The organism is Geodermatophilus sp. SYSU D00879 (assembly GCF_054050375.1).
On the sequence record NZ_JBJGZF010000024.1, the window covers coordinates 1 to 26,991 of the forward strand.

The 26,991-nt window shown below is 75.9% G+C and carries 21 protein-coding genes; 9 read left to right on the forward strand and 12 right to left on the reverse strand.

Annotation, left to right across the window (positions count from 1 at the left end):
- Positions 1-49: 49 nt before the first annotated feature.
- Positions 50-964, reverse strand: coding sequence for a heme o synthase (locus tag ACI79B_RS21280; protein WP_456929777.1), 915 nt, complete (start codon positions 962-964; stop codon positions 50-52).
- 327 nt (positions 965-1,291) lie between these two features.
- Between ACI79B_RS21280 and tkt the strand changes: the two genes are divergently transcribed.
- The 9 genes from tkt to ACI79B_RS21325 are packed head-to-tail and all read left to right on the forward strand — an operon-like array spanning position 1,292 to position 14,249.
- Positions 1,292-3,517, forward strand: a complete 2,226-nt coding sequence (gene tkt / locus ACI79B_RS21285; protein WP_456929778.1) for a transketolase — start codon at positions 1,292-1,294, stop codon at positions 3,515-3,517.
- Positions 3,518-3,548: 31 nt separating this feature from the next.
- Positions 3,549-4,652, forward strand: coding sequence for a transaldolase (gene tal / locus ACI79B_RS21290; RefSeq protein WP_456929779.1), 1,104 nt, complete (start codon positions 3,549-3,551; stop codon positions 4,650-4,652).
- On the forward strand, positions 4,649-6,259 hold the full coding sequence (locus ACI79B_RS21295) for a glucose-6-phosphate isomerase (RefSeq protein ID WP_456929780.1): 1,611 nt from the start codon (positions 4,649-4,651) through the stop codon (positions 6,257-6,259). Before tal ends, ACI79B_RS21295 begins: the two co-directional genes overlap by 4 nt.
- A 25-nt stretch (positions 6,260-6,284) precedes the next feature.
- The gene (gene zwf, locus ACI79B_RS21300) at positions 6,285-7,802 is read left to right on the forward strand and encodes a glucose-6-phosphate dehydrogenase (protein WP_456929781.1); all 1,518 of its coding nucleotides are present in this window, start codon (positions 6,285-6,287) and stop codon (positions 7,800-7,802) included.
- A 25-nt stretch (positions 7,803-7,827) separates the two neighbouring features.
- Positions 7,828-8,973 (forward strand): glucose-6-phosphate dehydrogenase assembly protein OpcA, encoded by a 1,146-nt coding sequence (locus ACI79B_RS21305; RefSeq protein ID WP_456929782.1) that lies wholly within the window; start codon positions 7,828-7,830, stop codon positions 8,971-8,973.
- On the forward strand, positions 8,970-9,830 hold the full coding sequence (pgl, locus tag ACI79B_RS21310; RefSeq protein ID WP_456929783.1) for a 6-phosphogluconolactonase: 861 nt from the start codon (positions 8,970-8,972) through the stop codon (positions 9,828-9,830). The genes ACI79B_RS21305 and pgl overlap by 4 nt, the downstream gene beginning before the upstream one ends.
- 9 nt (positions 9,831-9,839) lie before the next feature.
- On the forward strand, positions 9,840-12,938 hold the full coding sequence (locus ACI79B_RS21315) for a BTAD domain-containing putative transcriptional regulator (RefSeq protein WP_456929784.1): 3,099 nt from the start codon (positions 9,840-9,842) through the stop codon (positions 12,936-12,938).
- Complete coding sequence (locus tag ACI79B_RS21320; RefSeq protein ID WP_456929785.1) at positions 12,935-13,786, forward strand: PIG-L deacetylase family protein; 852 nt, start codon at positions 12,935-12,937, stop codon at positions 13,784-13,786. The genes ACI79B_RS21315 and ACI79B_RS21320 overlap by 4 nt, the downstream gene beginning before the upstream one ends.
- Positions 13,787-13,826: 40 nt before the next feature.
- Complete coding sequence (locus tag ACI79B_RS21325) at positions 13,827-14,249, forward strand: HIT family protein (protein ID WP_456929786.1); 423 nt, start codon at positions 13,827-13,829, stop codon at positions 14,247-14,249.
- Here ACI79B_RS21325 and ACI79B_RS21330 read toward each other — a convergent pair.
- From ACI79B_RS21330 to uvrC, 11 genes are all read right to left on the reverse strand, one after another.
- Positions 14,246-14,626, reverse strand: a complete 381-nt coding sequence (locus tag ACI79B_RS21330) for an RNA polymerase-binding protein RbpA (protein WP_456929787.1) — start codon at positions 14,624-14,626, stop codon at positions 14,246-14,248. The genes ACI79B_RS21325 and ACI79B_RS21330 overlap by 4 nt on opposite strands.
- An 86-nt stretch (positions 14,627-14,712) precedes the next feature.
- Positions 14,713-14,946: a preprotein translocase subunit SecG gene (gene secG / locus ACI79B_RS21335; RefSeq protein WP_387992967.1), complete on the reverse strand. Its 234-nt coding sequence runs from the start codon at positions 14,944-14,946 to the stop codon at positions 14,713-14,715.
- Positions 14,947-14,981: 35 nt separating this feature from the next.
- The gene (locus ACI79B_RS21340; protein WP_456929788.1) at positions 14,982-16,790 is read right to left on the reverse strand and encodes an ABC transporter substrate-binding protein; all 1,809 of its coding nucleotides are present in this window, start codon (positions 16,788-16,790) and stop codon (positions 14,982-14,984) included.
- 25 nt (positions 16,791-16,815) lie between these two features.
- A complete protein-coding gene (tpiA, locus tag ACI79B_RS21345) occupies positions 16,816-17,625 on the reverse strand; it encodes a triose-phosphate isomerase (RefSeq protein WP_456929789.1) in 810 nt (269 codons plus the stop codon).
- Between the two features lie 12 nt (positions 17,626-17,637).
- Entirely contained in the window at positions 17,638-18,831 is a 1,194-nt protein-coding gene (locus tag ACI79B_RS21350; RefSeq protein WP_456929790.1) for a phosphoglycerate kinase, read from the reverse strand.
- Positions 18,831-19,838: a type I glyceraldehyde-3-phosphate dehydrogenase gene (gap, locus tag ACI79B_RS21355; protein WP_456929791.1), complete on the reverse strand. Its 1,008-nt coding sequence runs from the start codon at positions 19,836-19,838 to the stop codon at positions 18,831-18,833. The genes ACI79B_RS21350 and gap overlap by 1 nt, the downstream gene beginning before the upstream one ends.
- A 112-nt stretch (positions 19,839-19,950) precedes the next feature.
- Positions 19,951-21,636 carry a diguanylate cyclase gene (locus tag ACI79B_RS21360; RefSeq protein WP_456929792.1) on the reverse strand — a complete coding sequence of 562 codons (1,686 nt, stop codon included), beginning with the start codon at positions 21,634-21,636 and terminating at the stop codon, positions 19,951-19,953.
- A 230-nt stretch (positions 21,637-21,866) separates the two neighbouring features.
- On the reverse strand, positions 21,867-22,841 hold the full coding sequence (whiA, locus tag ACI79B_RS21365) for a DNA-binding protein WhiA (protein ID WP_425454189.1): 975 nt from the start codon (positions 22,839-22,841) through the stop codon (positions 21,867-21,869).
- A gap of 112 nt (positions 22,842-22,953) precedes the next feature.
- Positions 22,954-23,919 (reverse strand): gluconeogenesis factor YvcK family protein, encoded by a 966-nt coding sequence (locus ACI79B_RS21370; RefSeq protein ID WP_456929793.1) that lies wholly within the window; start codon positions 23,917-23,919, stop codon positions 22,954-22,956.
- On the reverse strand, positions 23,919-24,884 hold the full coding sequence (gene rapZ, locus ACI79B_RS21375; RefSeq protein ID WP_456929794.1) for an RNase adapter RapZ: 966 nt from the start codon (positions 24,882-24,884) through the stop codon (positions 23,919-23,921). The genes ACI79B_RS21370 and rapZ overlap by 1 nt, the downstream gene beginning before the upstream one ends.
- The gene (gene uvrC / locus ACI79B_RS21380; RefSeq protein WP_456929795.1) at positions 24,881-26,977 is read right to left on the reverse strand and encodes an excinuclease ABC subunit UvrC; all 2,097 of its coding nucleotides are present in this window, start codon (positions 26,975-26,977) and stop codon (positions 24,881-24,883) included. The genes rapZ and uvrC overlap by 4 nt, the downstream gene beginning before the upstream one ends.
- Positions 26,978-26,991: the final 14 nt, after the last annotated feature.

Sequence of the window (26,991 nt, forward strand, 5' to 3'; positions counted from 1 at the left end):
GCGAGCCCGGACCCCAGGCGGGTCCGGGCTCGCGGCGGAGCGGGGCGGGTCAGACGAGGACGTCGATGGCGATGGCGATCGACAGCAGCGTCATGTGCGTGATCGACACCGAGAACAGCTTCATCGGCCGGTCGGGCACGGCGGCGCGGATGCGGTCCAGCCACTGGTGGGTCTCGGCGACGTACCAGGCGCCGAGCAGCCCCCCGCCGATGGCGAAGGCCCAGTTCAGCACCGGGGTGATCGACCCCATGAGCAGGGTGGCGCCCAGCGTCGCCCACGCCCACGCGACCGACTGCCGGCCGACGCTCTCCGGGCCCGCGACGACGGTGAGCATGGGGACGTTCGCGCGGGCGTAGTCGTCGCGGTAGCGGCTGGCCAGCGCCCAGAAGTGCGGCATCTGCCAGCAGAAGACGACGGCGAAGAAGGCGAGCGCCGGCCAGTCGAGCGAGCCGGTCACCGCCGCCCACCCGATGAGCACCGGCGCCGCCCCCGGGAACGCCCCGAAGACCGTGTTGTGCCGGGTCCGGCGCTTGAGCACCATCGTGTAGACGACGGAGTAGGCCAGGATGGCGACCGCGGCCAGCGCGGTGGCCAGCGGCGTGGTCTCGAACCACAGGATCGCCAGCGACGCCGCGGCGAGGGCCCCACCGAAGACCAGGGCCGCCCGCGGCGACACCACCCCGGAGGGGATCGGCCGGTTCCGCGTGCGGGACATCAGCCGGTCGATGTCGCGGTCGTACCAGCAGTTGAACACGTTGGCCGCGCCGGCGGCGAACATCCCGCCGACCATCGTGGCGGCCACCAGCCGCCAGGAAGGCCACCCGTCGGCCGCCATCATCATCGCCGGCAGCGTCGTCACGAGCAGCAGCTCGACGAGCTTCGGCTTGGTCAGCGCGACGTAGGCCCCGACCACGCCCGACAGCCGGCGGGCCGGGACGGCGGGCCGCTGGGTGAGCGCCGTCACCGGGCGACCTCCGCCGCGCGCAGGCACGGACGGCAGGGAGCCACCGGGCACGAAGACAGCACGATGGTCCCTTCGAACCGGGGATGGAACGGGCCCACTGTAGCCCTCGGCCACCCCGCCCACCGGTGCGGATGACTAGGGTTGATCACGTTGACGCCGCGGGAACTGCGGGTAGGGCCGTCGCCGACGACGGAGGGTCACGGGTCGAGGGAGACCAGGGACACGCCGATCCGCTGCCCCGCACCCGACGTCGTCCGCCCGGGAGCACCGGACCACCGCTCCCCGGACGGCCCCACGCACGGCCGACCTCGAGGAGTTCCGCCCGACATGACCCAGGCTGACGACACGAAGAGCACGGAGTCCGAGGCCCCCGCTGAGGCCGCGACCGACTCCCCCACCGGATCGCCCCGGCAGCCGCACCCCACGCTGCCGGAGGACTTCGGCGACCTCGACCGCCGCGCCATCGACACCGCCCGCGTGCTGGCGATGGACGCCGTCCAGAAGGTCGGCAACGGCCACCCCGGCACCGCGATGAGCATGGCGCCCACGGCCTACCTGCTGTTCCACAAGTGGCTGCGGCACGACCCCACGGACCCGAACTGGGTGGCCCGCGACCGCTTCGTCCTGTCGATGGGCCACTCGAGCCTGACGCTGTACGTCCAGCTCTACCTGTCCGGCTACGGGCTGGAGCTCGAGGACCTGCAGGCGCTGCGGACCTGGGGCTCGAAGACCCCGGGCCACCCCGAGGTGAACCACACCCCGGGCGTGGAGACGACGACCGGCCCGCTCGGCCAGGGCGTCGGCAACGCCGTCGGCATGGCCATGGCCGCCCGCCGCGAGCGCGGCCTGCTCGACCCGGACGCCCCCGAGGGCGAGAGCCTGTTCGACCACACCGTCTGGTGCTTCGCCTCCGACGGCGACCTGGAGGAGGGCGTCAGCGGCGAGGCGTCGTCGCTGGCCGGCACCCAGCAGCTGGGCAACCTGGTCCTCGTCTACGACGACAACCGGATCTCCATCGAGGACGACACGAACGTCGCCTTCACCGAGGACGTCGGCAAGCGCTACGAGGCCTACGGGTGGCACGTGCAGCACGTCGACGACGGCGAGGACCTGGCCGCCGTCGACGCCGCCTTCGCCGCCGCCAAGGCCGAGACGCGCCGCCCGTCGATCGTCGTGCTGCGGACGATCATCGCCTGGCCCGCGCCGAGCAAGCAGAACACCGGCGCCGCGCACGGCTCGGCGCTGGGCGACGACGAGGTCCGCGCCACCAAGGAGGTCCTGGGCTTCGACCCGGGGAAGACCTTCGAGGTCGACGACGAGGTGCTCGCGCACGCCCGCTCGGTGGTCGACGCCGGCGAGAAGGCCCACGCCCAGTGGCAGGAGCGGTTCGACGCCTGGGCGCAGGAGAACCCCGAGCGCGCCGCCCTGCTGGAGCGGATGCGCGAGCGCCGGCTGCCCGAGGGTTTCGCCGACGGCCTGCCGACCTTCGACGCCGACCCCAAGGGCGTGGCCACCCGCAAGGCGTCGGGCAAGGTCCTCGCCGCCCTCTACCCGGCGCTGCCCGAGCTGTGGGGCGGGTCGGCCGACCTCGCGGAGAGCAACAACACCGCCGTCGAGGGCGAACCGTCCTTCCTGCCGGCCGACCGCCAGACCAAGATGTGGAGCGGTGGCCCCTACGGCCGCACGCTGCACTTCGGCGTCCGCGAGCACGGCATGGGCGCGGTCATGAACGGCATCGCGCTGCACGGCGGCACCCGCGTCTACGGCGGCACGTTCCTCACGTTCTCCGACTACATGCGCGGTGCGGTCCGCCTGGCCGCGCTGATGCAGCTGCCGGTGACCTACGTGTGGACGCACGACTCGATCGGCCTGGGCGAGGACGGCCCCACGCACCAGCCGATCGAGCACTTCGCCGCGCTGCGGGCCATCCCCGGTCTCGACGTCGTCCGCCCGGCCGACGCCAACGAGGTCACCGTCGCCTGGCGCACGATCCTCGAGCACAACGACCGCCCGGCCGGCCTGCTGCTGTCCCGGCAGAACCTGCCGGTGTTCGACCGCTCGGAGTTCGGCTCCGCGGAGGGCGTCGCGCGCGGCGCCTACGTGCTGGCCGACGCCTCGAACGGGCAGCCCGAGGTGATCCTGCTGGGCACCGGCTCGGAGGTGCAGATCGCCGTCGCCGCCCGCGAGCGGCTGGAGGCCGACGGCGTCCCGACCCGCGTGGTGTCGGTGCCCTGCGTCGAGTGGTTCGCCGACCAGGACCAGGCCTACAAGGACGAGGTGCTGCCGCCCTCGGTCCGCGCGCGGGTCAGCGTCGAGGCCGGCGTGCCCATGGGCTGGCGCGAGTTCGTCGGCGACGCGGGCCGGATCGTGGGGCTCACCCACTACGGCGCGAGCGCCGCCTACTCGGTGCTCTACGAGGAGTTCGGGCTGACCGACGAGGCCGTCGTCGTCGCCGCCCGCGAGTCGATCGAGGCGGCCGCCGCGGGGAACGCCGTCCCGGCCGGCCCGGTTGCAGCCACCGGGGGCCTCCCCCACCCCACCGGCGACCGCTGAGCCGTCGGACCCACCGGAAAGGGACCTGACCATGGCACAGAACGAGAAGCTTGCCGAGCTGTCGCAGGCGGGCGTCGCCGTCTGGCTCGACGACCTGTCACGCGACCGCATCCGCAGCGGCAACCTGCAGTCGCTGGTCGACGAGTACTCCGTCGTCGGCGTCACCACCAACCCGACGATCTTCGCCGCGGCGATCAGCGGGTCGGACTCCTACGACGACCAGTTGCACGCCCTCGCGGTGCGCAAGGTGAGCGTCGAGGAGGCGCTGCGCACCATCACCGCCTCCGACGTGCGCGACGCCTGCGACCTGCTCGCCCCGGTGGCCGAGCGGCAGCCCGGCGACGGCCGGGTGTCGCTGGAGGTCGCGCCGGGCCTGGCGCACGACACCGACGCCACGGCCGCCGAGGCCGCGCACCTGTGGTGGCTGGTGGACCGGCCGAACCTCTACATCAAGATCCCGGCCACCGTGGAGGGCCTGCCGGCGATCACGACGTCGATCGCCCGCGGGATCAGCGTCAACGTCACCCTGATCTTCAGCCTCGAGCGGTACCGCGCCGTCATGGACGCCTACCTGTCCGGGCTGGAGCAGCGCCTCGAGCAGGACCCCGACGCCGACCTCAGCGGGATCGCCTCGGTCGCCTCGTTCTTCGTGTCCCGCGTGGACAGCGAGATCGACAAGCGGCTGGAGAAGGCCGGCGCCGACCAGCTCAAGGGCAAGGCGGCGCTGGCCAATGCGCAGCTGGCCTACCAGGCCTACGAGGAGGTGTTCTCCTCCGACCGCTGGAAGGCCCTGGAGGCCAAGGGCGCCCGGCCGCAGCGGCCGCTGTGGGCCTCGACCGGGGTGAAGAACCCGGAGTACCCCGACACCCTCTACGTCAGCGAGCTCATCGCCCCCGGCACCGTGAACACGATGCCGGAGAAGACGCTGCAGGCCTACGCCGACCACGGTGAGCCGGGCACCCCGGTGCAGAAGACCTACGACGACGCCGCGGCGACGATGCAGGCCATCGCCGACGCCGGCGTCGACCTCGACGACGTGTTCCGCGTCCTCGAGGAGGAGGGCGTGCAGAAGTTCGTCGACTCGTGGGACGAGCTCACCGACTCGGTGCGGGGCCAGCTCGAGGACAAGGCATGACCCTGGAGTTCTCCTGCTCCGGCCTCGACGTCCCGGAGGTGGTCCGCACCCAGCTCGCCGACGACGACGTCGCCGCGCGGCTGGTGGCCAAGGACGCCACCCTCTGGGGCCCCGAGGCCGAGAGCGAGGCCTCGATCCGGCTCGGCTGGCTGGACCTGCCCGCGTCCTCGCGCGAGCTGGTGTCCCGGCTGGCCGAGCTGCGGGCCGAGCTCGCCGGCGAGGGGATCGACCGCGTCGTCCTGTGCGGCATGGGCGGCTCCTCGCTGGCGCCGGAGGTCATCTGCCGCACCGCGGGCGCGCCGCTGGTGGTCCTCGACACCACCGACCCCGGTCAGGTCCTCGCGGCGATGACCGACCTCGACCGCACCGTGGTCGTGGTCAGCTCCAAGTCCGGCGGCACGATCGAGACCGACAGCCACCGGCGGGCGTTCGTCGCCGCGTTCGCCGAGGCCGGGCTGGACGAGAAGGAGGTCGGCCGGCGGTTCGTCGTCGTCACCGACCCCGGCTCGCCGCTGGCCGACACCGCCGCCGCCATGGGCGCCCGCGCGGTGTTCCTCGCCGACCCGAACGTCGGCGGCCGCTACAGCGCCCTGTCGGCGTTCGGGCTGGTGCCCGCGGCGCTGGCCGGGGTCGACGTCGGGGCGCTGCTGGACGAGGCCACCGACCTCGCCGAGCACCTGGCCGAGCCGGGCAACCCGGCGCTGGAGCTCGGCGTCGCCATGGGCGCGGGCTTCCGCACCGGCCGGGACAAGGTCGCCCTCGCCGAGGGCACCGGCGGCAGCGGCCCGCGCATCGAGGGCTTCGGAGACTGGGCCGAGCAGCTCATCGCCGAGTCCACCGGCAAGGAGGGCCGCGGGCTGCTGCCCGTCGTCCTGGAGTCGGTGGACGCGCCGGGCGCGCAGGCGCCGGACGCGCTGCTGGCCGTCGTCGACGGCGACCCGGTCGACGGCCGGCCATCGGTCGGCGTCACCGGCCCGCTGGGCGCGCAGTTCCTCGGCTGGGAGTACGCGACCGCGGTGGCCGGGCGGGTGCTGGGGATCAACCCCTTCGACCAGCCCAACGTCACCGAGTCCAAGCAGAACACCTCGCGGATCCTCGAGTCCGGCCTGCCCGACGAGCGGCCGGTCGCCACGATCGGCGCGGTGGAGGTGTACGCCTCCGGCGGCGTGCTCGACGGCGTCGACCTCGCGCAGTCCGACGGGCTGCGGCCGGCGCTGGACGCGCTGCTGGGCGCCGTCCCGCCGCGCGGCTACCTCGCCGTCATGGCCTACCTCGACCGCGAGGCCGACGCCCGGGCCGGGGAGCTGCGCGCCGCGTTGGCCCGCCGCACGGAGCACGCGGTGACCTTCGGGTGGGGCCCGCGCTTCCTGCACTCGACCGGCCAGTACCACAAGGGCGGTCCGCAGGTCGGCGCGTTCCTGCAGCTCACCGGCGCGGTGACGCAGGACCTCCCGGTGCCCGACCGGCCGTACTCCTTCGGCACGCTGCAGGCCGCCCAGGCCGCCGGCGACCGGCAGGCGCTGGCCGACCGGCAGCGGCCGCTGCTGCACCTGCACCTGACCGACCGGTCCGCCGGCATCGATCAGGTCCTCGCTGCCCTCGACTGACCCCGCACCCCCTCGAGGAGGGCACGTGATCCCCAACCCGCTGCGCGACCCGCGGGACCGGCGGCTGCCGCGGGTCCCCGAGCCCTGCGCCCTGGTCGTCTTCGGCATCACCGGCGACCTGGCCCGCAAGAAGCTGCTGCCGGCCGTGTACGACCTGGCCAACCGCGGGCTGCTGCCGACCAACTTCGCGCTGCTGGGCTTCGCCCGGCGGGACTGGGGTGACCAGGACTTCGCCGAGCTGGCCCGGGACGCGGCCCGCAACGCGGCCCGCACGCCGTGGCGGGAGGAGGTGTGGGAGCGGCTGGCCAACAGCGTCCGGTTCGTCCAGGGCTCCTTCGACGACGACAACGCCTTCGACGAGCTCGCCCACGCCCTCGCCGACCTGGAGAGCAGCCACGGCATCGGCGGCAACGCCGCGTTCTACCTGTCGATCCCGCCGGCGATGTTCCCCGTCGTGCTCAAGCAGATGCAGCGCACCGGCATGGCCGAGAGCACGCCGGACCGGTGGCGGCGGGTCGTCGTCGAGAAGCCCTTCGGCACCGACCTGGCCTCCAGCCGGGAGCTCAACGAGCTGGTCGACTCGGTGTTCAGCGCCGAGGACGTCTTCCGCATCGACCACTACCTGGGCAAGGAGACCGTCCAGAACCTCATGGCGCTGCGGTTCGCCAACGAGCTGTTCGAGCCGGTCTGGAACGGCCACCACGTGGACTCGGTGCAGATCACCATGGCCGAGGACGTCGGCATCGGCGGCCGGGCGGGGTTCTACGAGAAGACCGGCGCGGCCCGCGACGTGCTGCAGAACCACCTGCTGCAGCTGCTCGCGCTCACCGCGATGGAGGAGCCGGTCGAGTTCTCGGCCGACGAGATCCGCACCGAGAAGCTCAAGGTGCTGCGCGCCATCTCGCTGCCCGAGGACCTGCACACCTTCGCCGTCCGGGGCCAGTACGAGCAGGGCTGGCTGGCCGGGCAGCGGGCCAAGGGCTACCGGCAGGAGGACGGCGTCGACACGCACTCGACGACCGAGACCTACGCCGCGGTCCGGCTCGGGGTGGAGACCCGCCGCTGGGCCGGCGTGCCGTTCTACCTGCGCACCGGCAAGCGGCTGCCGCGGCGGGTCACCGAGATCGCGCTGGTGTTCAACCGGGCGCCGCACCTGCCCTTCGCCGACACCGACACCGAGGAGCTGGGCAACAACCAGCTGGTCGTGCGCGTGCAGCCCGACGAGGGGGTCACCCTCAAGTTCGGGTCGAAGGTGCCCGGCAGCGTCATGGAGGTCCGGGACGTGTCCATGGACTTCCTCTACGGCGAGCAGTTCACCGAGGCCAGTCCCGAGGCCTACGAGCGGCTGCTGCTGGACGTGCTGCTCGGCGACGCCACGCTGTTCCCGCGCAACGCCGAGGTCGAGGCCTCCTGGGCGGTCATCGACCCGCTCGAGGAGTTCTGGGCCGGCAGCACCCCGCACCCCTACCGGGCCGGCGAGTGGGGGCCGCGCGCCGCCGACGAGATGCTGGCCGCCGAGGGCCGCCGGTGGCGGCGTCCGTGAGGCGCCCCCGCGGAGAGGAGACGCGATGACGACGCTCTGGGACACCACCGGCTCCGCCGTGGTCAAGGAGCTCGCCGCCCAGCGGCGGACCGGCGGCGCGGTGCTGTCGGGGGTGGCGCTGACCCTGGTGGTCGTCGCCGACGAGGGCCGGGTGGCCGAGGCCGAGGAGGCCGCGACGACGGCCGCCGAGCAGCACCCCTGCCGCATCCTGCTCGTCGTCCGCCGGCAGATCGAGGCCCCGGTGCCGCGGCTGGACGCCGAGGTGTCCATCGGCGGGCGGCTGGGCCCCGGCGAGGCGGTCGTCATGCGCATGTACGGGCGCCTGGCGCTGCACGCGGAGTCGGTCGTGCTGCCGCTGCTGGCCGCCGACGCGCCGGTGGTCACCTGGTGGCACACCGAGCCGCCGCGGCAGCTGAGCACCGACGCGCTCGCGGTCATCGCCGACCGGCGGATCACCGACAGCACGTCGGCGTCGGACCAGCTGGCCTCGCTGCGCATCCGGGCGCAGGACTACTCCCCCGGCGACACCGACCTGGCCTGGACCCGCGCCACCGGCTGGCGGGCGACGCTCACCTCCGCGCTGGACTCGGTGTCCGGCCGCCGGGGGGACGCGGTCAAGGTGCTCGGCGCCCGCGTCGAGGGCGACCCCGGGGCGGCCACCGCGCAGCTGCTGCGCGGCTGGCTCGCGTCCCGCACCGGCAGCGCGGTCGAGGTCGTGCAGGCCACCCGGCACCCCGGGCCCAGCGGCATCGACTCGGTGCTGCTGTCCCTGGACCAGGACGAGGAGGTGCGGGTGCACGCCGACCGCCGCGGCGGCGCGGTGATCAGCCAGCCGTACCGGCCCGACGCCACGATGGCGCTGCCCGACCGCACGCTCGGCGACCTGCTCGGCGAGGAGCTGCGCCGGCTGGACCCCGACGAGCCCTACGCCGAGGCGCTGGAGGCCACCACCGGGGTGACCGGCCTGGCCGGCCGGGCGCCGGTGCGCGCGCACGTGTGGGTGGACCCGGCCGAGCAGGCCGGCGCGCCGTTCGCGAAGGACGACGTCGGCGTGGACAGCCCGCACGGCGAGGCGCCGACGGTGCCGCCGGACTCCGAGGGCACCGACGAGGTGGCCGAGCACGGCGAGCACGACACCCCGGACCCGACGGCGCCCGAGGCCGTCCGGTGACGCTGCCCCCCGGGGACCGGATCGCCGAGGCGCTCGCGGAGCGGATCGAGGGCCCCACGCCCGAGATCGTCGTCGAGCCCGACGCGGAGCGGCTGGCGCGGGCGGTGGCGTCCGCGCTGGTCGCGCGGCTGGCCGCCGCCCAGGCGGTGCACGGGACGGCGTCGGTGGTGCTCACCGGCGGCGGGATCGGGACGGCGGTGCTGCGGCACGCCGCGGAGCTGGCCGAGGAGCCGGCGCCCGGTCAGGCGGTCGACTGGACCGCGGTCGACGTCTGGTGGGGCGACGAGCGGTTCGTCCCCGCCGACGACGACGAGCGCAACGAGAAGGGCGCCCGCGCGGCGCTGCTGGACCGGGTCGGGGCGCCGCCGGAGCGGGTGCACGCGATCCCGGCGTCCGACGCCGGCTTCGACACCCCCGAGGAGGCCGCGGACTGGTACGCCGGGACGCTGGCCGACGCCGCCCGCGACGCCGGGACCGGGGATCCGCTCCCCCGGCTCGACGTCCTGCTGCTCGGGATGGGCGCCGAGGGCCACGTGGCGTCGATCTTCCCGGACTCCCCCGCGGTGACCGACGAGCGGACCGTGGTGCCGGTGCGGGACTGCCCGAAGCCGCCACCGACACGGGTGAGCCTCGGCTTCGCCGCGATCACCGCCGCCGAGGAGGTCTGGCTGCTGGTGTCCGGGGAGGGCAAGGCCGAGGCCGTGGCGCGGGCGCTGGGCGGCGCCGACCGCACCGAGGTCCCGGCCGCCGGGGCCCGCGGCCGCCGCGCGACCCGCTGGCTGCTCGACGCGGCCGCGGCGAGCCGCCTGCCGGGTGCCGAGGACGAGGGGGCCGGGCGCGCGGGCGCCGCCGGCTGAGGGGCCGGGGTGCTGCGGATCGGGGTCCTGGGCCCGCTGGAGGTCCGCCGGGACGACGTCCCCGTCCCGATCGGCGCCCGCCTGCAGCGCGCCGTGCTCTCGGTGCTCGTCCTCGAGGCCGGCCGGCTGGTCCCCGCCGACCGGCTCGTGGACCTGGTGTGGAGCGGCGACCCGCCGCCGCGGGCCATCGCGTCCCTGCACAGCTCCATCGCGCACCTGCGCCGCGCGCTCGAGCCCGGCCGGGCACCGCGGTCGAGCGGCTCGGTGCTCCTCACCGCCCCGCCGGGCTACCGGCTGGCGCGGGAGTCGGTCGAGGTCGACGCCGCCCGCTTCGAGCGCCTCCTCGGCGAGGCGCGCGGGCTGCCGCCGTCCGGCGCCGGGCGGGCCGTCGCGCTGCTCGACGAGGCGCTGGGACTCTGGCGCGGCCCGGCGCTGGCGGAGTTCGCCGACGAGCCCTTCGCCCGCGCCGCGGCCGACCGCTGGGAGACGCTCCGGCAGGAGGCGGTCGAGCTGCGGGCCGGCGCCCTGCTCGCGCTCGGCGACCCGGGCCGCGCCGTCGCCGAGCTGCAGGCCCACGTCACCGCCCACCCGCTGCGCGAGCAGGCGCGCGAGTCCCTCGCGCGGGCGCTGTACCGCTCGGGCCGGTCCGCCGAGGCGCTGGCCGTGCTCGCCGAGGGCCGGCGGCTGCTGCGCGACGAGCTCGGCCTCGACCCCGGGCCCGGGCTGCGCCGGCTGGAGGCGCAGATCCTCGACCACGACCCGGGCCTGCAGCCCGCTCCCCCGCCCGCACCGGCACCGGCACCGGCACCGGTGGCAGCGGCGGCGCCGCTGCGGGGCCGGGAGGGCGAGTGCGCGCTGCTCACCCGGGTGCTCGGCGACGCCGCGACCGGCGCGGGGTCGGTGGTCCTGCTCACCGGCGACGCCGGGATGGGCAAGACCGCGCTGCTGCGGTGGCTCGGCGGCGCGGCGTCCTCGGCCGGGGGCGCTCACCACACCGGCACCTGCCGCGACGGGCTCGCTGCACCCCCGTACTGGCCCGTGCTCGCCGTCCTGCGCTCGGCCCTGCCCGGCCTCGGGCCCGCCGCGCAGGCGGAGCTGGCCCGGGTGCTCGGCCCGCTGCGGGACGTGCTCCCGGGCCTGGGTGGCACCACCTCCGCCGACGGCGGCATCGACCCGGCCATGGTGCTCGTCCACCTCACCGACGCCCTCCGCGCCCTGCTGACCGCCGGGGGCCGTCCGGCTGTCCTCGCCCTCGACGACCTGCACGCCGCGGACCCGGCCACGCTGCGGCTGGTCGCCGGCCTGGCCGAGGAGGTGCCGGGCACGCCGGTCGTGCTCGCGCTGGCCCTGCGCAGCGGCGAGGCCGGCCCGCCGGCCCTGCTCGACACCCTGGCCGCCCTCGGCCGGTCCCCGCGCCTGACGCGGCTGGACCTCGAGCCGCTGGCCGACGGCGCGGTCACCGACCTCGTGCGCGACGTCGCCGGTTCCGCGCTCGGCGACCGGGAGGTGCGGGACGTCGTCACCCGCGCCGACGGCAACCCGTTCTTCGCCCTCGAGCTGGCCCGGGCGTCGGCGGCCGCGGACGCCGCCGTCCCGTCCGGGCGCGGCCGGCCCGTCGGCGGGGTGCCCGCGGCGGTGCACGACGTCCTCCGCCAGCGGGTGCTGCACCGGCCGGCGCCGGTGCCGGAGCTGCTGGCCGCGGCGGCGGTCGCGGGCGGCCCCGCGTCGGCCGAGGACCTCGCCGCGGTCACCGGCGTCCCCGTCGACGACGCGCTGGAGGCGCTCGAGACCGCCGTCGGCGCCCGGCTCGCCGTCGACGCCGGCGGGGGCACCTTCGCCGTGGCGCACGCGCTGCTCGGCGCGGTGCTGCGCGGCGGGCTGTCCAGCGCCCGCACCGCGCGGCTGCACCGCGCGCTCGGCGAGCGGCTGGCCGCGCGCGCCGGCGACGACCCGGAGCAGGCGTCGCGGATCGCCGGGCACCTGCTCGCCGCCCGGGCCCTGGACGGCGGGGCCGCGGCGGTCCCCTGGCTGGAGCGGGCCACCGACCACGCGGTGCGGGTGTCGGCCCTCGACCAGCTGCGCGAGCTCGGCGGGCACCTGCTGGGCGCGGCGGCCGCCCTGCCCGCCGGGCCCGACCGGCGCCGGCGCGAGCTGCGCGCGCTCAGCCGCACCGCCTACGCCGACGCCTGGTCGGCCGGGTACGACAGCCCGAGCATCCGCGAGTACGGGCGGCTGGTGGCCGCCTGGGAGGTGCCCGACCCGGCCTCCCCCGACGACGTCGAGCTGCTGTGGGTGGCCACGCTGTTCCAGTGCCAGGTGGGCCGGCTCGACGACGCCGACACCACCGTGGCCCGCATGGCGGAGCTGGCCGCCGCGCTCGGCGACCCGACCGCCGCGTACCTGACCGAGGACATCACCGCCGTCGTGCGCTGGATGCAGGACCGCCCCGCGGACGGGCTGGCCGCGGCCGGCCGCGCGGAGGTGCTGGTGGCCGGCGGCGGGGTGGACCTGCGGCGGTCGCTGGCCTTCTCCCCGCCCACCCGCATCGCCGTCGTCCGCGCGCTGTGCCAGTGGCTGCTGGGCCGGCGGGAGGAGTCGCTCGCCTCCTCCGACGCCGCGCTCGCGGCCGCGGAGCGGGCCGGGCTCGGCGCGGCCGGGTTCGCCCGGCGCTGGGCGCTGGTCCTCGCGCTGCTGGACGGCGACGCCGCGCGGGTGCGCCGGCTGGTGGCGCTGCCCCTGCACGAGCCGGCGTGGGAGCGCTATCGCTACCCGTCCGCGGTGGTGCGTTTCGCGGAGGGCTGGCTGCGCGCCCGCGACGACCCGCGGGCGGGCCTCGCGGAGATGCGCGCGGCGCACGCCGTGCTGGCCGACCAGGGGCTGGCCGCCGGCCGCTCGGTGTTCCTCGGGCTGCTGGCCGCGACCGCCCTGGCCGCCGGGGAGCCGGCCGCGGCGGTCGCGATGTGCGACGCGGGCCTCGCCGTCGCCGAGCGCGGCGAGCGGTTCCGCGTGCGCGAGCTCACCCGGCTGCGGGCCGCAGCGCTGGACGGCGCCGGCACCAGAGGACCGCAAGAGCCCGTCCAGACGCGGCCGTCAGTGTCCGGTCCATGACCGCTGCGACCGTCCTCCCCGCCCCTCCCGTCCGCGACCCCGTCGTCGACGTGCGTCCCGGTGACCGCTGGCTGGTCGTCGTCGCGCACCCCGACGACGAGTCCTTCGGCTGCGGCTCCACCGTGGCCCGCGCCGCCGCTCTCGGCGCCCGGGTGACCGTGGCCTGCGCCACCCGCGGCGAGGCCGGCGAGCCCGGGCCGGGGCTGCCCGACGCGGCCGACCTCGGCGCCGTGCGCGAGGCGGAGCTGTACCGCGCCGCGGAGCACCTCGGCGTCGCCCGCGTGGAACTGCTCGGCTGGCGGGACTCCGGCTTCGACGGCCCGGCGCCGCGCGGCTCGCTGTGCGCAGCGTCCCTCGCCGACGTGGCCGGCGTCGTCGGCCGGCTGGTGGCCGACGTCCGGCCGCACGTGGTGCTCGTCCTCGACGGGAGCGACGGCCACCGCGACCACCTGCACGTCCGCGCGGCGGTGGCCGCGGCGCTGCGGGACGCTCCGGGCCCACTGCTCGTCGAGCACTGCCTGCCCAACGCGCTGATGCGGCGCTGGCTCGAGGAGATGCGCACGCTGCGGCCGGACACCGCCTACCACGCGATCGACCCGGCGGTCCTCGGCCGGCCCGACGCGGAGGTCACCGACGTCCTGGACGTCACGGCCGTGCTCGACCGGCGGGAGGCGGCCATCGCCGAGCACCGCTCGCAGGCCTCGCCGTTCGACGGGCTCAGCGCCGGCCTGCGGCGGGCCTTCCTCGGCGCGGACCACCTGGCGCGGGTGGCCCACCGGCCCGTGCGGCGGGACCGCTGGTGGGACCACCGCCGCGCCGCGTGGGTGTCCGGCACCGGCGGGCGGTGACCGCCTGGCGCGCCGGGGGCCGCGGCGCGATGCTGCGGCCGTGACCCCCGAGTCGTGCCTGCTGTGCGACGTCGGGGAGGCCGACGCGTTCTTCTCCCGCACGCGGGTGTGGGAGGACGACCTGTGGCGGCTGTCGGTCGTGCTCCGCGGGGCGCTGCCGGGGTTCTGCCACCTGGAGACCCGGCGGCACGTCCCCTCGGTGACCGACCTCGACGGCGACGAGGCGACGACGTTCGGTCCCGTGCTGGCGCGCAGCACGCGCGCGGTGCGGGACGCGACGGGCGCGGACCGGGTGTACGCCTGCGTCTTCGGCGACCGCGTCCCGCACTTCCACGTCAACCTGGCGCCGCACCGCGAGGGCGGGCCGCTGGTCGGCGGCCGCGGGCTGCTGGCGCCGGGCACGCCCGACGCCCCGGCGGAGGCCCACGAGGCCGCCGCCGGGGCGATCAGACGGGAGTTCTAGGCGCCGCGGCGGGCCCGGAGCTTGGCGAGGGCCTCCTCGAGGAGGGCGTCGCCGTCGGCGTCGCTGCGCCGCTCGCGCACGTAGGCGAGGTGCGTCTTGTACGGCTCGGTCCGCGGCGCCGGCGGGGGCGCCTGCGGGTCCTGACCGGCGGGGAGACCGCAGCGCGGGCAGTCCCAGGTCTCGGGGACCTCCGCGTCGGTGGCGAAGGCCACCCGCGTCTCGTGTCCCGAGCTGCACCAGTAGCCGACGCGGTGCCGCGGGGCCGCCTCACCGCGCTCGGCCTCACCCATCGGACCCGCGCCGACCCGGGTCCCCCGGATCGCGTTGCCACCAGCCACGAGCGCCCCCTCGTTCCGACCTGCCTGCTGGATCGTCACGGCGCGTGACCACGCCGCGCGGGCAGTCTAGGGCCTGAGGATGTCTCCCCGGTCACTATTTCGCCGCGACCAGGGGCAGCCGGGGTTCAGACCTTGAGGAGGATGCCCAGCGCCACGATGCACACCGTCCAGATCAGGCCGGTGAACACGGTGAGCCGGTTGAGGTTCTTCTCGACGACCGAGGAGCCGGACAGCTGGGAGGAGACCGCGCCGCCGAACATCGAGGACAGGCCACCGCCCTTGCCCCGGTGCAGCAGGATCAGCACCACGAGCAGCACGCTGGTGAGGACCAGCAGCACGTTGAGGACGAGCTCGACCATGGCCCCAGCGTAACCGGTGCCCGCAGGCGCCCCGGTCAGCGCACGCCCGCGGTGGCCAGGTCGTGCCCCGCGTAGGGCTCCATGACCAGCCCGTTGCGCAGCCGCTGCCCGGCCAGGAGCTGCACCCGCGTCTCCACCAGCGGCACGTAGGCGCCGGTCCCGCCGGCCGCCGCCGCGACCTCCCGCCAGGCGCCGCGCGCGGCCTCGGGGTCGGCGGCGGCGCGGGCGGCGTCGACCAGCCCGGAGATCGCCGGGTCGGTGAGCCGGGCGTAGTTCGTGTTGCCGACCAGGCTCACGGAGCGGCCGTCGACCAGCGGCACGAGGAACGAGCCCGGCGTCGGGAAGTCGGCGGTCCAGGTGGCCAGGACGATGCCGAAGCCGTTGCGCGCCACGTTGTCCGGGCTGCCGACGTCGGTGGCGTAGAAGCTGGTCGCCGGCAGCGGGCGCAGCTCCGCCTCGATCCCCACCTCGGCGAGCTGCGCGACGACCTCCTCGGCCACCGCGACGCTGGCCTGGGCGTCGGGCACGGCGAGCACCGTGTGGAACCCGTCGGGCTGCCCGCAGGCGGCCAGCGCCTCCCGGGCGGCGTCGGGGTCGGGGCCGGGGTCGGGGTCCTCCGGCCCGCCGCCCAGGGACCGCGGCCACAGCTGCGAGGTGCGGACGGCGTTGTCCGCGCCGCCGGCGACCTCCTGGACGGCGCCGCGGTCGATCGCGGCGGCCACCGCGGCGCGGCAGTTCGGGTCGTTCATCGGCGCGACGTCGGTGGGCAGCGCGAGCAGCCGCACCGCGCCGGTGGTCAGGTCGTCGACCCGGTCGGTCAGCGGCACGTCACCCCCGGCGCCCTCGGCCAGCCGGGCGGCGGTGGCCGCGTGCAGGCCGGCGCCGGAGACGTCGACGTCGGCCGAGCCGGCGAGCAGCTGCTGGTCGCGCTCCAGGGTGGACAGCCCGGTGCGGACGACGACGCGGTCGGGCAGCGCCGTGCGGACCTCGTCGGTGGCCGGGTCCCACTGCGGGTTGCGGTCGAGGACGATCCCGGTCGCGGCGTCGACGGTGGTAACCGCGTAGGGGCCGGAGGAGACCGGGTCGCTGCCGTAGCCGGCTCCGGTGTCGTTCTCGATCGGCACCGGGCTGCTCGAGGGCAGCGCCAGCACGTAGGGGAAGTCGGGCTGGGCCGAGCGCAGCCGGAAGGTGATCGTGGCGTCGTCGGGCGTCTCGATCGCGGCCAGCCCCAGCTTCCCCGGGGTCTCGTCCTGGTACGGCCCGGCGTAGGGGTTCTCGGGGTCGTCGAGCAGGTCGACGACGTAGGTGGGCCCCCCCACGACGACGTCGGAGGCGAAGGACCGCTCGATGCCGTACTTGACGTCGCGCGAGGTGATCGCCCGGCCGTTCTCGAACCGGGCGCCCTGCTTGAGGGTGAACGTCCAGCTCAGGCCGCCGTCGGGGGTGGTGCCGAGGTCGGTGGCGAGGTCGGGGACCAGCTCGCCGGTGCGGTCGGGCTCGCTGGCGTAGGTGACCAGCGTGCGGGTGTAGAGCCGCATGAGGTTCCACACGCCGGGCTGGTAGGACCGCTGCGGGTCGAGGCTGTCGACCTCGCTGGTGACCACGCGCAGCGTGCCGCCGGTCGCGTCCGAGGGCGCGCGGACGCCGTCGACGCCGGCGTCGGGCCCGTCGCCGAGCACCGGGACGCCGCTGTCGCCGTCCCCGCCGCCGCCGCAGCTCACGGCCACCGCGACGACGAGCAGGACGACGAGGGCGAGCCCGAGGACGCGCCCGGGCGTGCCGCGCAGCCACTCGGGCAGGCGGCGGCCCCGGGAGCGGGCGGGTCCCTGCAGCGTGCTGTCCACCCACCCGCTCCCGTGCGGCCGCGGGCTAGCTGCCGCCTGCGGCGATCCGACAGATCTGCGCGAACTCGTCGGCGTCCAGGCTCGCGCCCCCGACCAGTGCACCGTCGACGTCCGGCCCGGCCAGGATCCCGGCCGTGTTCGCGGCCTTCACCGACCCGCCGTAGAGGATACGGACCGCCGCGGCCGTCTCCGGGCCGAAACGCCCGTCGAGGCGGGACCGGAGTGCGCCGCAGACCTCCTGGGCGTCCTCGGGGGTGGCCACCTCGCCGGTGCCGATCGCCCACACCGGCTCGTAGGCCAGCACGACCGCGCGCACCTGGTCGGCGGAGAGCCCCTCGAGCGCGGCGTCGAGCTGGTCGGTGCAGTGCGGGACGTGCTGCCCGGCGCGGCGGACGTCGAGGCCCTCGCCCACGCACAGGATCGGCGTGAGGCCGTGCCGCAGCGCGGCCTGCACCTTCGCGGCCACCGTGGCGTCGTCCTCGCCGTGCAGCGCGCGCCGCTCGGAGTGGCCGACGACGACGAAGCCGCAGGCCAGCGCGGCGAGCATCGCGCCGCTGACCTCGCCGGTGTAGGCGCCGGAGTCGTGCGCCGACAGGTCCTGCGCGCCGTAGCCGACCGGCAGCTTGTCGCCGGTGACCAGCGTCTGCACGCTGCGCAGCGCGGTGAACGGCGGGAGCACGACGACCTCGGCGTCGTCGAGCTCGCGCTCCTTGAGGCTGAAGACCAGCTTCTGCACCAGGCCGATGGCCTCCAGGTGCGTCATGTGCATCTTCCAGTTGCCCGCGATCAGCGGGCGGCGGCCCTCGCGCGGGGCGCGCGGCTGCGTGCGTGCCATCCCCGGCCCCTCTCAGTCCGCGAGCACCGCGAGGCCCGGCAGCTCCCGGCCCTCGAGGTACTCCAGCGACGCGCCGCCGCCGGTGCTGACGTGCCCGTAGGCGGCCTCGTCGAGGCCGAGCCGGCGGACCGCGGCCGCGGAGTCGCCGCCGCCGACCACCGACAGCCCGTCGACGGCGGCCACGGCCTCGGCCACGCCGCGGGTGCCGGCCTGGAAGGGCGCGAGCTCGAACACGCCCATCGGGCCGTTCCAGAACACCGTGCGGGCGCCGGCCAGCTCGCGGCCGAACGCCTCGACGGTGCGCGGGCCGACGTCGAGGCCCATCTGCCCGTCGGGGATCTGCTCGGCGGGGACGACGGCGGTGTCCACGTCGGCGCTGAACTCCGGCGCGACGACGACGTCGAGCGGCAGCACGATCCGCTCCCCCGCCTCGGCCAGCAGCCGGCGGCAGGTGTCGACCTGGTCGGCCTCGAGCAGGGACTTGCCGACGCCGTGGCCCTGCGCGGCGAGGAAGGTGAAGCACATCCCGCCGCCGACCAGCAGCCGGTCCACCTTGGGCAGCAGCGCCTCGATGACGGCGAGCTTGTCGCTGACCTTCGAGCCGCCGAGCACCACGACGTAGGGCCGGTCGGGGTCGGTGGTCAGCCGCTGCAGCACGTCGAGCTCGGTGGCCACCAGCCGGCCGGCCACGTGCGGCAGCCGCTGCGCGACGTCGAACACCGAGGCGTGCTTGCGGTGCACGGCGCCGAACGCGTCGTCGACGTAGACGTCGGCCAGCGCGGCGAGCCGGTCGGCCAGCCCGCCGCGCTCGGCGTCGTCCTTGCTGGTCTCGGCGGCCTCGAAGCGGACGTTCTCCAGCAGCAGGACGTCGCCGTCGCCGAGCGCGTCGGCCCTGGCGCGGGCGTCGTCGCCGGCGACGTCGGCGGCCAGCGGGACCTCGGCGCCGAGCAGCTCACCGAGCCGCGCGGCGACCGGGGCCAGCGAGTACTGAGGGTCGGGCGCGCCCTTGGGCCGGCCCAGGTGCGCCGCGACGACGACGCGGGCGCCGGCGTCGCGCAGCGCCGCGATCGTCGGCAGGCTCGCCCGGATCCGGCCGTCGTCGGTGATGGCCCCGGTCTGCTTGTCGAGGGGGACGTTCAGGTCGGCGCGCAGCAGCACGCGCCGGCCCGACACCCCCTCGGCGAGCAGGTCGTCGAGGGACCGCATCAGAGCGAGTTGCCGACGAGCTCGACGGAGTCGACCAGCCGGTTGGAGTAGCCCCACTCGTTGTCGTACCAGCCGAGGACCTTGGCCATCGGGCCGAAGACCTTGGTCAGCTTGGCGTCGTAGATGCACGAGGCCGGGTCGGTGACGATGTCGGAGGAGACGATCGGCGCCGACGTGTACTTGAGGATCCCGGCCAGCGGGCCGGACTCGGCGGCCTCGCGGTAGGCGGCGTCGATGTCGTCGGCCGAGGCCTCGCGGGTCAGCTGGACGGTGAGGTCGGTGGCCGAGCCGGTGGGCACCGGGACGCGGACGGCGTAGCCGTCGAGCTTGCCCTGCAGCTCCGGCAGCACCAGGCCGATCGCCTTCGCGGCGCCGGTCGAGGTGGGGACCATGTTGAGCGCGGCGGCGCGGGCGCGGCGCAGGTCCTTGTGCGGGCCGTCCTGCAGGTTCTGGTCGGCGGTGTAGGCGTGGATCGTCGTCATCAGGCCGCGCTCGATGCCGAAGGCGTCGTTGAGCACCTTGGCCAGCGGGGCCAGGCAGTTCGTGGTGCAGGACGCGTTGCTGATGATCGTCTGGGTGCCGTCGTACCTGTCGTGGTTGACGCCCATGACGATGGTCAGGTCGTCGCCGGTGGCCGGCGCGGAGATGACGACCTTCTTCGCGCCGCCCTTGTCCACGTGCTTGCGGGCGTCGTCGGCCTTGGTGAAGAAGCCGGTGGACTCGACGACGACGTCGACGCCCAGGTCGCCCCACGGCAGCGCGGCCGGGTCGCGCTCGGACAGGACCTTCATCGTCTTGCCGGCGATGTCGATGCCGCCGTCGGAGGCGGCGACGTCCTCGCCCAGCACCCCCAGGATGCTGTCGTACTTGAGCAGGTGGGCCAAGACCTCGGGGCTGGTCAGGTCGTTGACCGCCACGATCTCGATGTCCTTGCCGCTGGCCGCGGCGGCGCGCCAGAAGTTGCGCCCGATCCGGCCGAACCCGTTGATGCCCACGCGTACGGTCACGACTGACCTCCATGTGTCCCGGCGACGCCCGTCGCCCCGGTCGGCCGCACGGCGCGCGGCCTCGATCGGCGACGACCCTATCGGCACCCGGGCGGGGCCCGTCCGGGTGAGGTCAGGCCCCGGCCACGAGCTCCGGGAGGTCGCCGGGCGGGGCCGGCACGGGCAGCACCGGGCCGGCGGCCGGCACAGCGGCCGGCACGGCGGCGACCACGCGGTCGCGGCCGGTCGCCTTGGCGGTGTAGAGGGCGCGGTCGGCGGCCTCGAGCAGCGCGGCCGCCGAGGTGCCGTCGGCCGGGCAGACGGCGACGCCGACGCTCACGGTGACGCCGACGTCCTCGCCGTCGAGCAGGTGGCGGGTGGCGGCGACCTCGCGGCGGACCTGCTCGGCGCGGGCCAGCGCCTGCTCCCGCCCGGCGCCGGGCAGGACCACGACGAACTCCTCGCCGCCCAGCCGCGCGGCCGTGTCGCCCTCGCGGACGGCGGCGGCGAGCGTCCCGGCGACGCCGAGGAGCACCCGGTCGCCGGAGGCGTGCCCGAAGCGGTCGTTGACGGCCTTGAAGTGGTCGACGTCGACGACGAGCAGCGACAGCTGCCCGGTGCGCGGCCGGCGGGCCAGGTCGGCCTCCAGGGCGCGGTCGAGGTGCCGGCGGTTGTGCAGGCCGGTGAGCGGGTCGCGGACGGCCTCCTCGGCGAGGACCGCGCGCAGCCGCTCGATGACCTCGACCTGCTCGGCCAGCTGCCGGTTGAGCCGCTCGACGGCGAGCTGCCGCCGCTGCTGCTCGCTCACGTCGCGGACGACGAGGATGCGCCCCAGCGCGCGGCCGCGGGGATCGGCGACGGCGGAGTCGCGCACGTCCAGCCACACGCCGGGCCGGACCTCGGCGACGCGGTGGCCGTCGCGGCGCTCGGTGCTGAGCAGCACCCCGACCGCCCGGGGGCCGGCGACGTCGTGGAGGGGCCGGCCGACCAGGTCGCCGTCGAGCTCGGGGCGCAGCTCCCGCAGCATCCGGGTGGCGGCGGGGTTGCAGTCGATGAGGACGCCGTCGGGGTCGACGACCAGCACGGCGTCGGGGACGGTCTCCACGACCTGCTCGCGGGCGACCGGGACCAGCCGCAGCAGGCCGCCGCGGAAGATGGCCCAGCAGTCGAGCAGCCCGGTGAGCAGGAAGAACAGCGGGGTGACGTCGGTGCCGTGCCCGTCGAGCTGGCCGCCCACGGCGACCACGTTGCCGACCGTGGACAGGCACGCCGAGCCGAGCAGGATGCCGATCTGGCGGCGGAAGACGCCGGCGACGCGCAGCCAGCGGCGGGCGAGGACGGCGTAGGCCACGCCGATCAGCGCGTAGGAGTAGGCGGTGTGGGCCAGGAACAGCGGCCCGAACGTCACCCGGGACTCGGCGCCGGCGGTGCCGGTGACCATGTCGGTCATCACCAGGTCGCGGGTGGCCGGCAGCGCCCCGGTCAGGACCAGCAGGACGGGCTCGACCGCCAGCAGCGCCGCGGCGCGCGGCGAGAGCCGCCACGAGGGGTCGGCGACGGTGCGGGCCAGCACCCAGGTGCCCACGACCACCAGCCCGACGGCGGCCATGAGCAGCGGGACGTAGACGCGCTGCACCGGCTCGCTGCCGGCCAGGTAGACCACCCCGTCGGCGGCCGACCAGGTGGCGACGCCGGCCATGGTGACCGCGAGCGCGGTGGCCGCGGGGGTCCGCCGCCGCCGTTGCCACGCCAGGACGGCGGTGCCGACGGCGACCAGCGCGGCACAGCCGAAGACGACGGCCCAGTTCCCCGCGGTCATGCCGCCTCCGCTCCGCACCGGGGCGGGCCGGAACGGCCGCCTCTCCCCCGCGCCATCGGCGGCTCCAGGCGCGGGGTACAGCGGCCCGGCCGGGCGCTCACCCCCGGGGGTGACGACGACGGGGCGCCCCCCGCGTGAGCGGAGGGCGCCCCGGATGGTGACGTGCTGGAACGGCCCCCTGCAGGGCCCCGCCGCGAGCCTGCGAGCGGTGGGGGGCAGGGGTCCTTCGACTACTGGGCCAGCATGTCCTCGGTGACCACCGACTCCGTGTCGGGGATGCCGAGGTCCTTGGCCCGCTTGTCGGCCATCGCCAGGAGACGCCGTATGCGGCCCGCGACGGCGTCCTTGGTCATCGGCGGGTCGGCGCGCTGGCCGAGCTCCTCCAGCGACGCCTGGCCGTGCTCCAGGCGCAGCCGGCCGGCGACGAGCAGGTGCTCGGGCGCGTCGCCCGCGAGGATCTCCAGCGCCCGCTCGACGCGCGCGCTGGCCGCGACCGCGGCGCGGGCCGAGCGGCGCAGGTTGGCGTCGTCGAAGTTGGCCAGCCGGTTGGCGGTGGCCCGGACCTCGCGGCGCATCCGCCGCTCCTCCCAGGCCAGGACCGCGTCGTGGGCGCCCATGCGGGTGAGCAGCGCGCTGATCGCGTCGCCGTCGCGGACGACGACCCGGTCGGCGCCGCGGACCTCGCGGGCCTTGGCGGCGATGCCCAGCCGGCGGGCCGCGCCGACCAGGGCCATGGCCGCCTCCGGCCCGGGGCAGGTCACCTCGAGCGAGGAGGAGCGGCCGGGCTCGGTGAGCGAGCCGTGCGCGAGGAAGGCACCCCGCCAGGCGGCCTCGGCGTCGTTGATGCTGCCGGAGACCACCGACGGCGGCAGGCCGCGCACCGGACGCCCGCGCTGGTCGACCAGCCCGGTCTGGCGGGCCAGGCCCTCGCCGTGCTTGGCGATCCGGACGAGGTAGCGCACGCCGCGGCGGATGTTGCCGCCGGCCAGCACGCTGACCCCGCTCGTGTAGCCGTAGACCTCGCTGATGTCCCGGCGTAGCCGGCGCGCGACCGAGCCCGTGTCCAGCTCGGCCTCGATGACCACCCGGCCGCCCACGATGTGCAGGCCGCCGGAGAAGCGCAGCAGCGCCGTCACCTCGGCCTTGCGCTCGGAGGTGCGCGTGCACTCCACCCGCGACAGCTCGTCCTTGACCATGGCCGTCATCGCCACGACGACCACCCCCTGCTCTGCTGCGGCGCCATCCTCGGCGTCACCTCTCCCCCTCGTACCGTCCGGGCACCCCCGCTCCCGGTGCTCCGGCTGGGACCGTTCCCGCTCACCGCGCCCCGACCACCGAGCTCAGCGCGGCCGCCAGCCGCGCGGGGTCGTGGCGCGGTGATCCGTCGGGCGCGGCGACCGGAGCCAGGACCAGCTCGGCGCCACACTCGCGCACCGCTGACAGGAGACCACAGCGGTCAACCACCGATTCCGCATCCGCGACCACGGTGTGCAGCGCCACACCGCCCAGGTGCGCCTGCAGCACGCGCAGGTGCTCCTCCGGCGAGAAGCCGTCGGTCTCCCCCGGCTGCGGCTCCAGGTTGAGGACGACGACCACCCGGGCGCGGGTGGCGGCCAGCGCGGCGCGCAGCCGCGGCACCAGCAGGTGCGGCAGCACCGAGGTGTACCAGGAGCCGGGGCCCAGCGACACGACGTCGGCCGTGGCGATCGCGTCGAGGACGTCGGGGTGCACCGGCGGGTCCGGCGGCGAGACGAGGATGTCGCGCACCCGCCCCGGGGTGGACGCGATGGCGACCTGCCCGCGGATGGTGCGGGTGCGCGCGGGGTCGTCGGGGTCGATCGTCTCCACCCGGGCGACGAGGTCCAGCGGCACGTCGGCCATCGGCAGCACCCGGCCGCACGCGCCGACCAGCTCGCAGACCGCGTCGAGGGCGCGGACGGTGTCGCCGCCGTGCAGCTCGACCAGCCCGGTGAGCAGCAGGTTGCCGACGGGGTGCCCGGCCAGCACGCCGGTACCGCCGAGGCGGTGCTGCAGCAGCCGGGCCATCTCCTGCCGGCCGTGGTCCTCGCCGGCCAGCGCGGCCAGCGCCATCCGCAGGTCACCGGGCGGCAGCACCGGCATCTCCCGGCGGATGCGGCCGGACGAGCCGCCGTCGTCGGCCACCGTGACGACGGCGGTGAGGTCGGACGCGATCCGCCGCCAGGCGCCCAGCGCCGCTGCGAGCCCGTGACCGCCGCCGAGGGCGACGACCCGCAGCGCGGCGCCCCGGGGTGGGGTGCCCACTACTCGCGGCCCAGGTCGCGGTGGCGCGCGACCGCGTCGGTGCCCTCGGCGCGCAACCGGCGGGCGAACTCCTCGGCGATGGCGACGCTGCGGTGCTTGCCGCCGGTGCAGCCGACCGCCAGCGTCAGATAGCGCTTGCCCTCCCGCCGGTAACCGGGGATGAGCAGCCGCAGGACCTCGGTGTACCGGTCGAGGAACGGCCCGGCGTCGGCCTGGCCGAGCACGTAGTCGCGGACGTCGGCGTCCTGCCCGGAGTGCGGGCGCAGCTCGGGCAGCCAGTGCGGGTTGGGCAGGAACCGGGCGTCGACGACGAGGTCGGCGTCCAGCGGCAGCCCGTACTTGAAGCCGAAGCTGAGCACGGTCGCCGTCAGCGGCGGCGTGCGGCCCTCGCGGGCGAAGGCGTTCTCCAGCGTGGCGCGCAGCTGGTGCACGTTGAGGTCGCTGGTGTCCACCCACAGGTCGGCCTCGCCGGCGATGCCGGTCAGCAGCGTCCGCTCGGCGGTGATGCCGTCGAGGGGGCGCCCGGAGCCCTGCAGCGGGTGCTCCCGCCGGTTGGACTCGTAGCGGCGCACCAGCACCTCGTCGCGGGCGTGCACGAACACCACCCGGGGGCGGTGGCCGGCCTCGGCGAGCACCCGGATGGCCTCCTGCAGGTCGCTGGAGAAGGCCCGGCTGCGGACGTCGACGACGGCGGCGAAGCGGCGCACGTCGCCGCGGGCGCCGAGCTCCACCATCGGCAGCAGCAGCGCCGGGGGCAGGTTCTCCACGACGTACCAGCCGAGGTCCTCGAGCACCCGGCCGGCGGTGTTCTTGCCCGCGCCGGACAGCCCGGTGACGACGACGACCTCGACCGGCGGGGTCTCGGTGCTCGCCGGGTCCAACCCGGCGAGGACGTCGGCGTGCGGCCCGTGCTGGCCCTCCGGGGACGGCACCGGCGCCGTCCCCGCGTCCTGCCCGGCGCTCACGAGGCGACCCGGCCGACCTCGGCGGTCTCCCCGGCCCCGGTGCGGGGGGTGCCCCGCTCCGCCGGCCCGCTGGGTGCCGTGGTGCTCTCCACGACGGTCCCCGTGCCGGTCTCCGCGCCGGTCTCCGCGCCGGTCTCCGTGCCGGTCTCCGCGGCCGCGTCCTCCTCCGCGGGACGGTCGGCGGCGGGCTCGGCGACGGCGGCCATGACCGCCTCCGCCGTCCGGCGGCCGATGCCGGGGACGGCCGTGAGTTCCTCCACCGTGGCCGCACGCAGCCGCTTGAGGGACCCGAACTGCTTCATCAGCGCCTTCCGCCGCGTCTCCCCGAGACCGGGGACGTCGTCCAACAGGGAGACCAGCATGCTGACCGAACGCTTCTGCCGGTGGTAGGTGATGGCGAACCGGTGGGCCTCGTCCCGCACCCGCTGCAGCAGGTACAGCGCCTCGGAGGTGCGCGGCAGGATCACCGGGTCGCTCTCCCCGGGCAGCCACACCTCCTCCATGCGCTTGGCCAGCCCGCAGACGGCGACGTCGACGATGCCCAGCTCGTCCAGCGACCGCGCCGCCGCGGCCACCTGCGGGGCACCGCCGTCGACGACCAGCAGGTTCGGCGGGTAGGCGAACCGGCGCGGCCGGCCCTCCTCCGCGGCGACGCCCTGCTCGTCGCGCCGGTCGGCCTCCTCCTTGAGGTGCCGGGCGAAGCGGCGGCGGACCACCTCGGCCATCGCCGCGGTGTCGTCGGTGCCCTCGTGCACGGCGAAGCGCCGGTAGTCGGACTTCTTCGCCAGCCCGTCCTCGAACACCACCATCGAGGCGACGACGTTGGTCTGCTGCACGTGGCTGATGTCGATGCACTCGATGCGCAGCGGCGCCTCGGGCAGCTCGAGCGCCTCCTGCAGCTCCGCCAGCGCCAGGGAGCGGGCGGTGAGGTCGCTGGAGCGCTTGACCCGGTGCCGGGCGAAGGCCTCCTTGGCGTTGCGCTCGACGGTCTCCAGCAGGCTGCGCTTGTCTCCGCGCTGCGGCACGCGCAGCGACACCCTCGACCCGCGCAGCTCGCTGAGCAGCTCCTCGTAGACGTCGGCGTCGGCGGGCAGCTCGGGGACGAGCACCTCCTTGGGCACCGACTCGCCCGCCTCGAAGGACCCGGTCTGCTCGTCGACGCCGCCGTAGACCTGCAGGAGGAACTGCTCCACCAGCTCGCCGGTGGTGACCTCCTCGACCTTGTCGATGATCCAGCCGCGCTGGCCGCGCACCCGGCCGCCGCGGACGTGGAAGACCTGGACGGCGGCCTCGAGCTCGTCCTGCGCGAACGCGACGACGTCGGCGTCGGTGCCGTCCCCGAGGACGACGGCCTGCTTCTCCATCGCCCGCCGCAGCGCGCCGAGGTCGTCGCGCAGCCGGGCGGCCTTCTCGTACTCCATCGCCTCGGCGGCCGCGGCCATCTCGCGCTCGAGGCGCTTGACCATGAGGTCGGTGCGGCCGGCCATGAAGTCGCAGAAGTCGTCGACGATCGCCCGGTGCTCCTCGGCGCTGACCCGGCCCACGCAGGGCGCGGCGCACTTGCCGATGTAGCCGAGCAGGCAGGGCCGGCCGATCTGCCCGGCGCGCTTGAAGACGCCGTTGGAGCAGGTGCGGGCCGGGAAGACGCGGGTGAGGGTGTCGAGGGTCTCGCGGATGGCCCAGGCGTGCGCGTAGGGACCGAAGTAGCGGACGCCCTTCTTCTTCGGCCCGCGCATCACCTGCAGCCGGGGGTACTCCTCGTTGAGGGTCACGGCCAGCGACGGGTAGCTCTTGTCGTCGCGGTACCGGACGTTGAACCGCGGGTCGAACTCCTTGATCCAGTTGTACTCGAGCTGGAGGGCCTCGACCTCGGTGCCGACGACGGTCCACTCGACGCTGGCCGCGGTCGTGACCATCTGCCGGGTGCGCGGGTGCAGGCCCGCGACGTCGGCGAAGTAGCTGTTCAGTCGCTGGCGCAGGCTCTTGGCCTTGCCGACGTAGACGACGCGGCCCGTGGGGTCGCGGAACTTGTAGACCCCCGGCGACTCGGGGATGGAGCCGACCGCCGGGCGGTACGTGGACGGGTCGGGCACGCACCCACAGTAGG

Coding starts and splice junctions, on each gene's coding strand:
- tal (WP_456929779.1), top strand. CDS start 3,549: ATGGCACAGAACGAGAAGCTTGCCGAGCTGTCGCAGGCGGGCGTCGCC.
- ACI79B_RS21350 (WP_456929790.1), bottom strand. CDS start 18,831: ATGCGGTCCCTCGACGACCTGCTCGCCGAGGGGGTGTCGGGCCGGCGC.
- secG (WP_387992967.1), bottom strand. CDS start 14,946: ATGGTCGAGCTCGTCCTCAACGTGCTGCTGGTCCTCACCAGCGTGCTG.
- tkt (WP_456929778.1), top strand. CDS start 1,292: ATGACCCAGGCTGACGACACGAAGAGCACGGAGTCCGAGGCCCCCGCT.
- ACI79B_RS21320 (WP_456929785.1), top strand. CDS start 12,935: ATGACCGCTGCGACCGTCCTCCCCGCCCCTCCCGTCCGCGACCCCGTC.
- ACI79B_RS21295 (WP_456929780.1), top strand. CDS start 4,649: ATGACCCTGGAGTTCTCCTGCTCCGGCCTCGACGTCCCGGAGGTGGTC.
- ACI79B_RS21360 (WP_456929792.1), bottom strand. CDS start 21,636: ATGACCGCGGGGAACTGGGCCGTCGTCTTCGGCTGTGCCGCGCTGGTC.
- tpiA (WP_456929789.1), bottom strand. CDS start 17,625: ATGGCACGCACGCAGCCGCGCGCCCCGCGCGAGGGCCGCCGCCCGCTG.
- ACI79B_RS21305 (WP_456929782.1), top strand. CDS start 7,828: ATGACGACGCTCTGGGACACCACCGGCTCCGCCGTGGTCAAGGAGCTC.
- whiA (WP_425454189.1), bottom strand. CDS start 22,841: ATGACGGCCATGGTCAAGGACGAGCTGTCGCGGGTGGAGTGCACGCGC.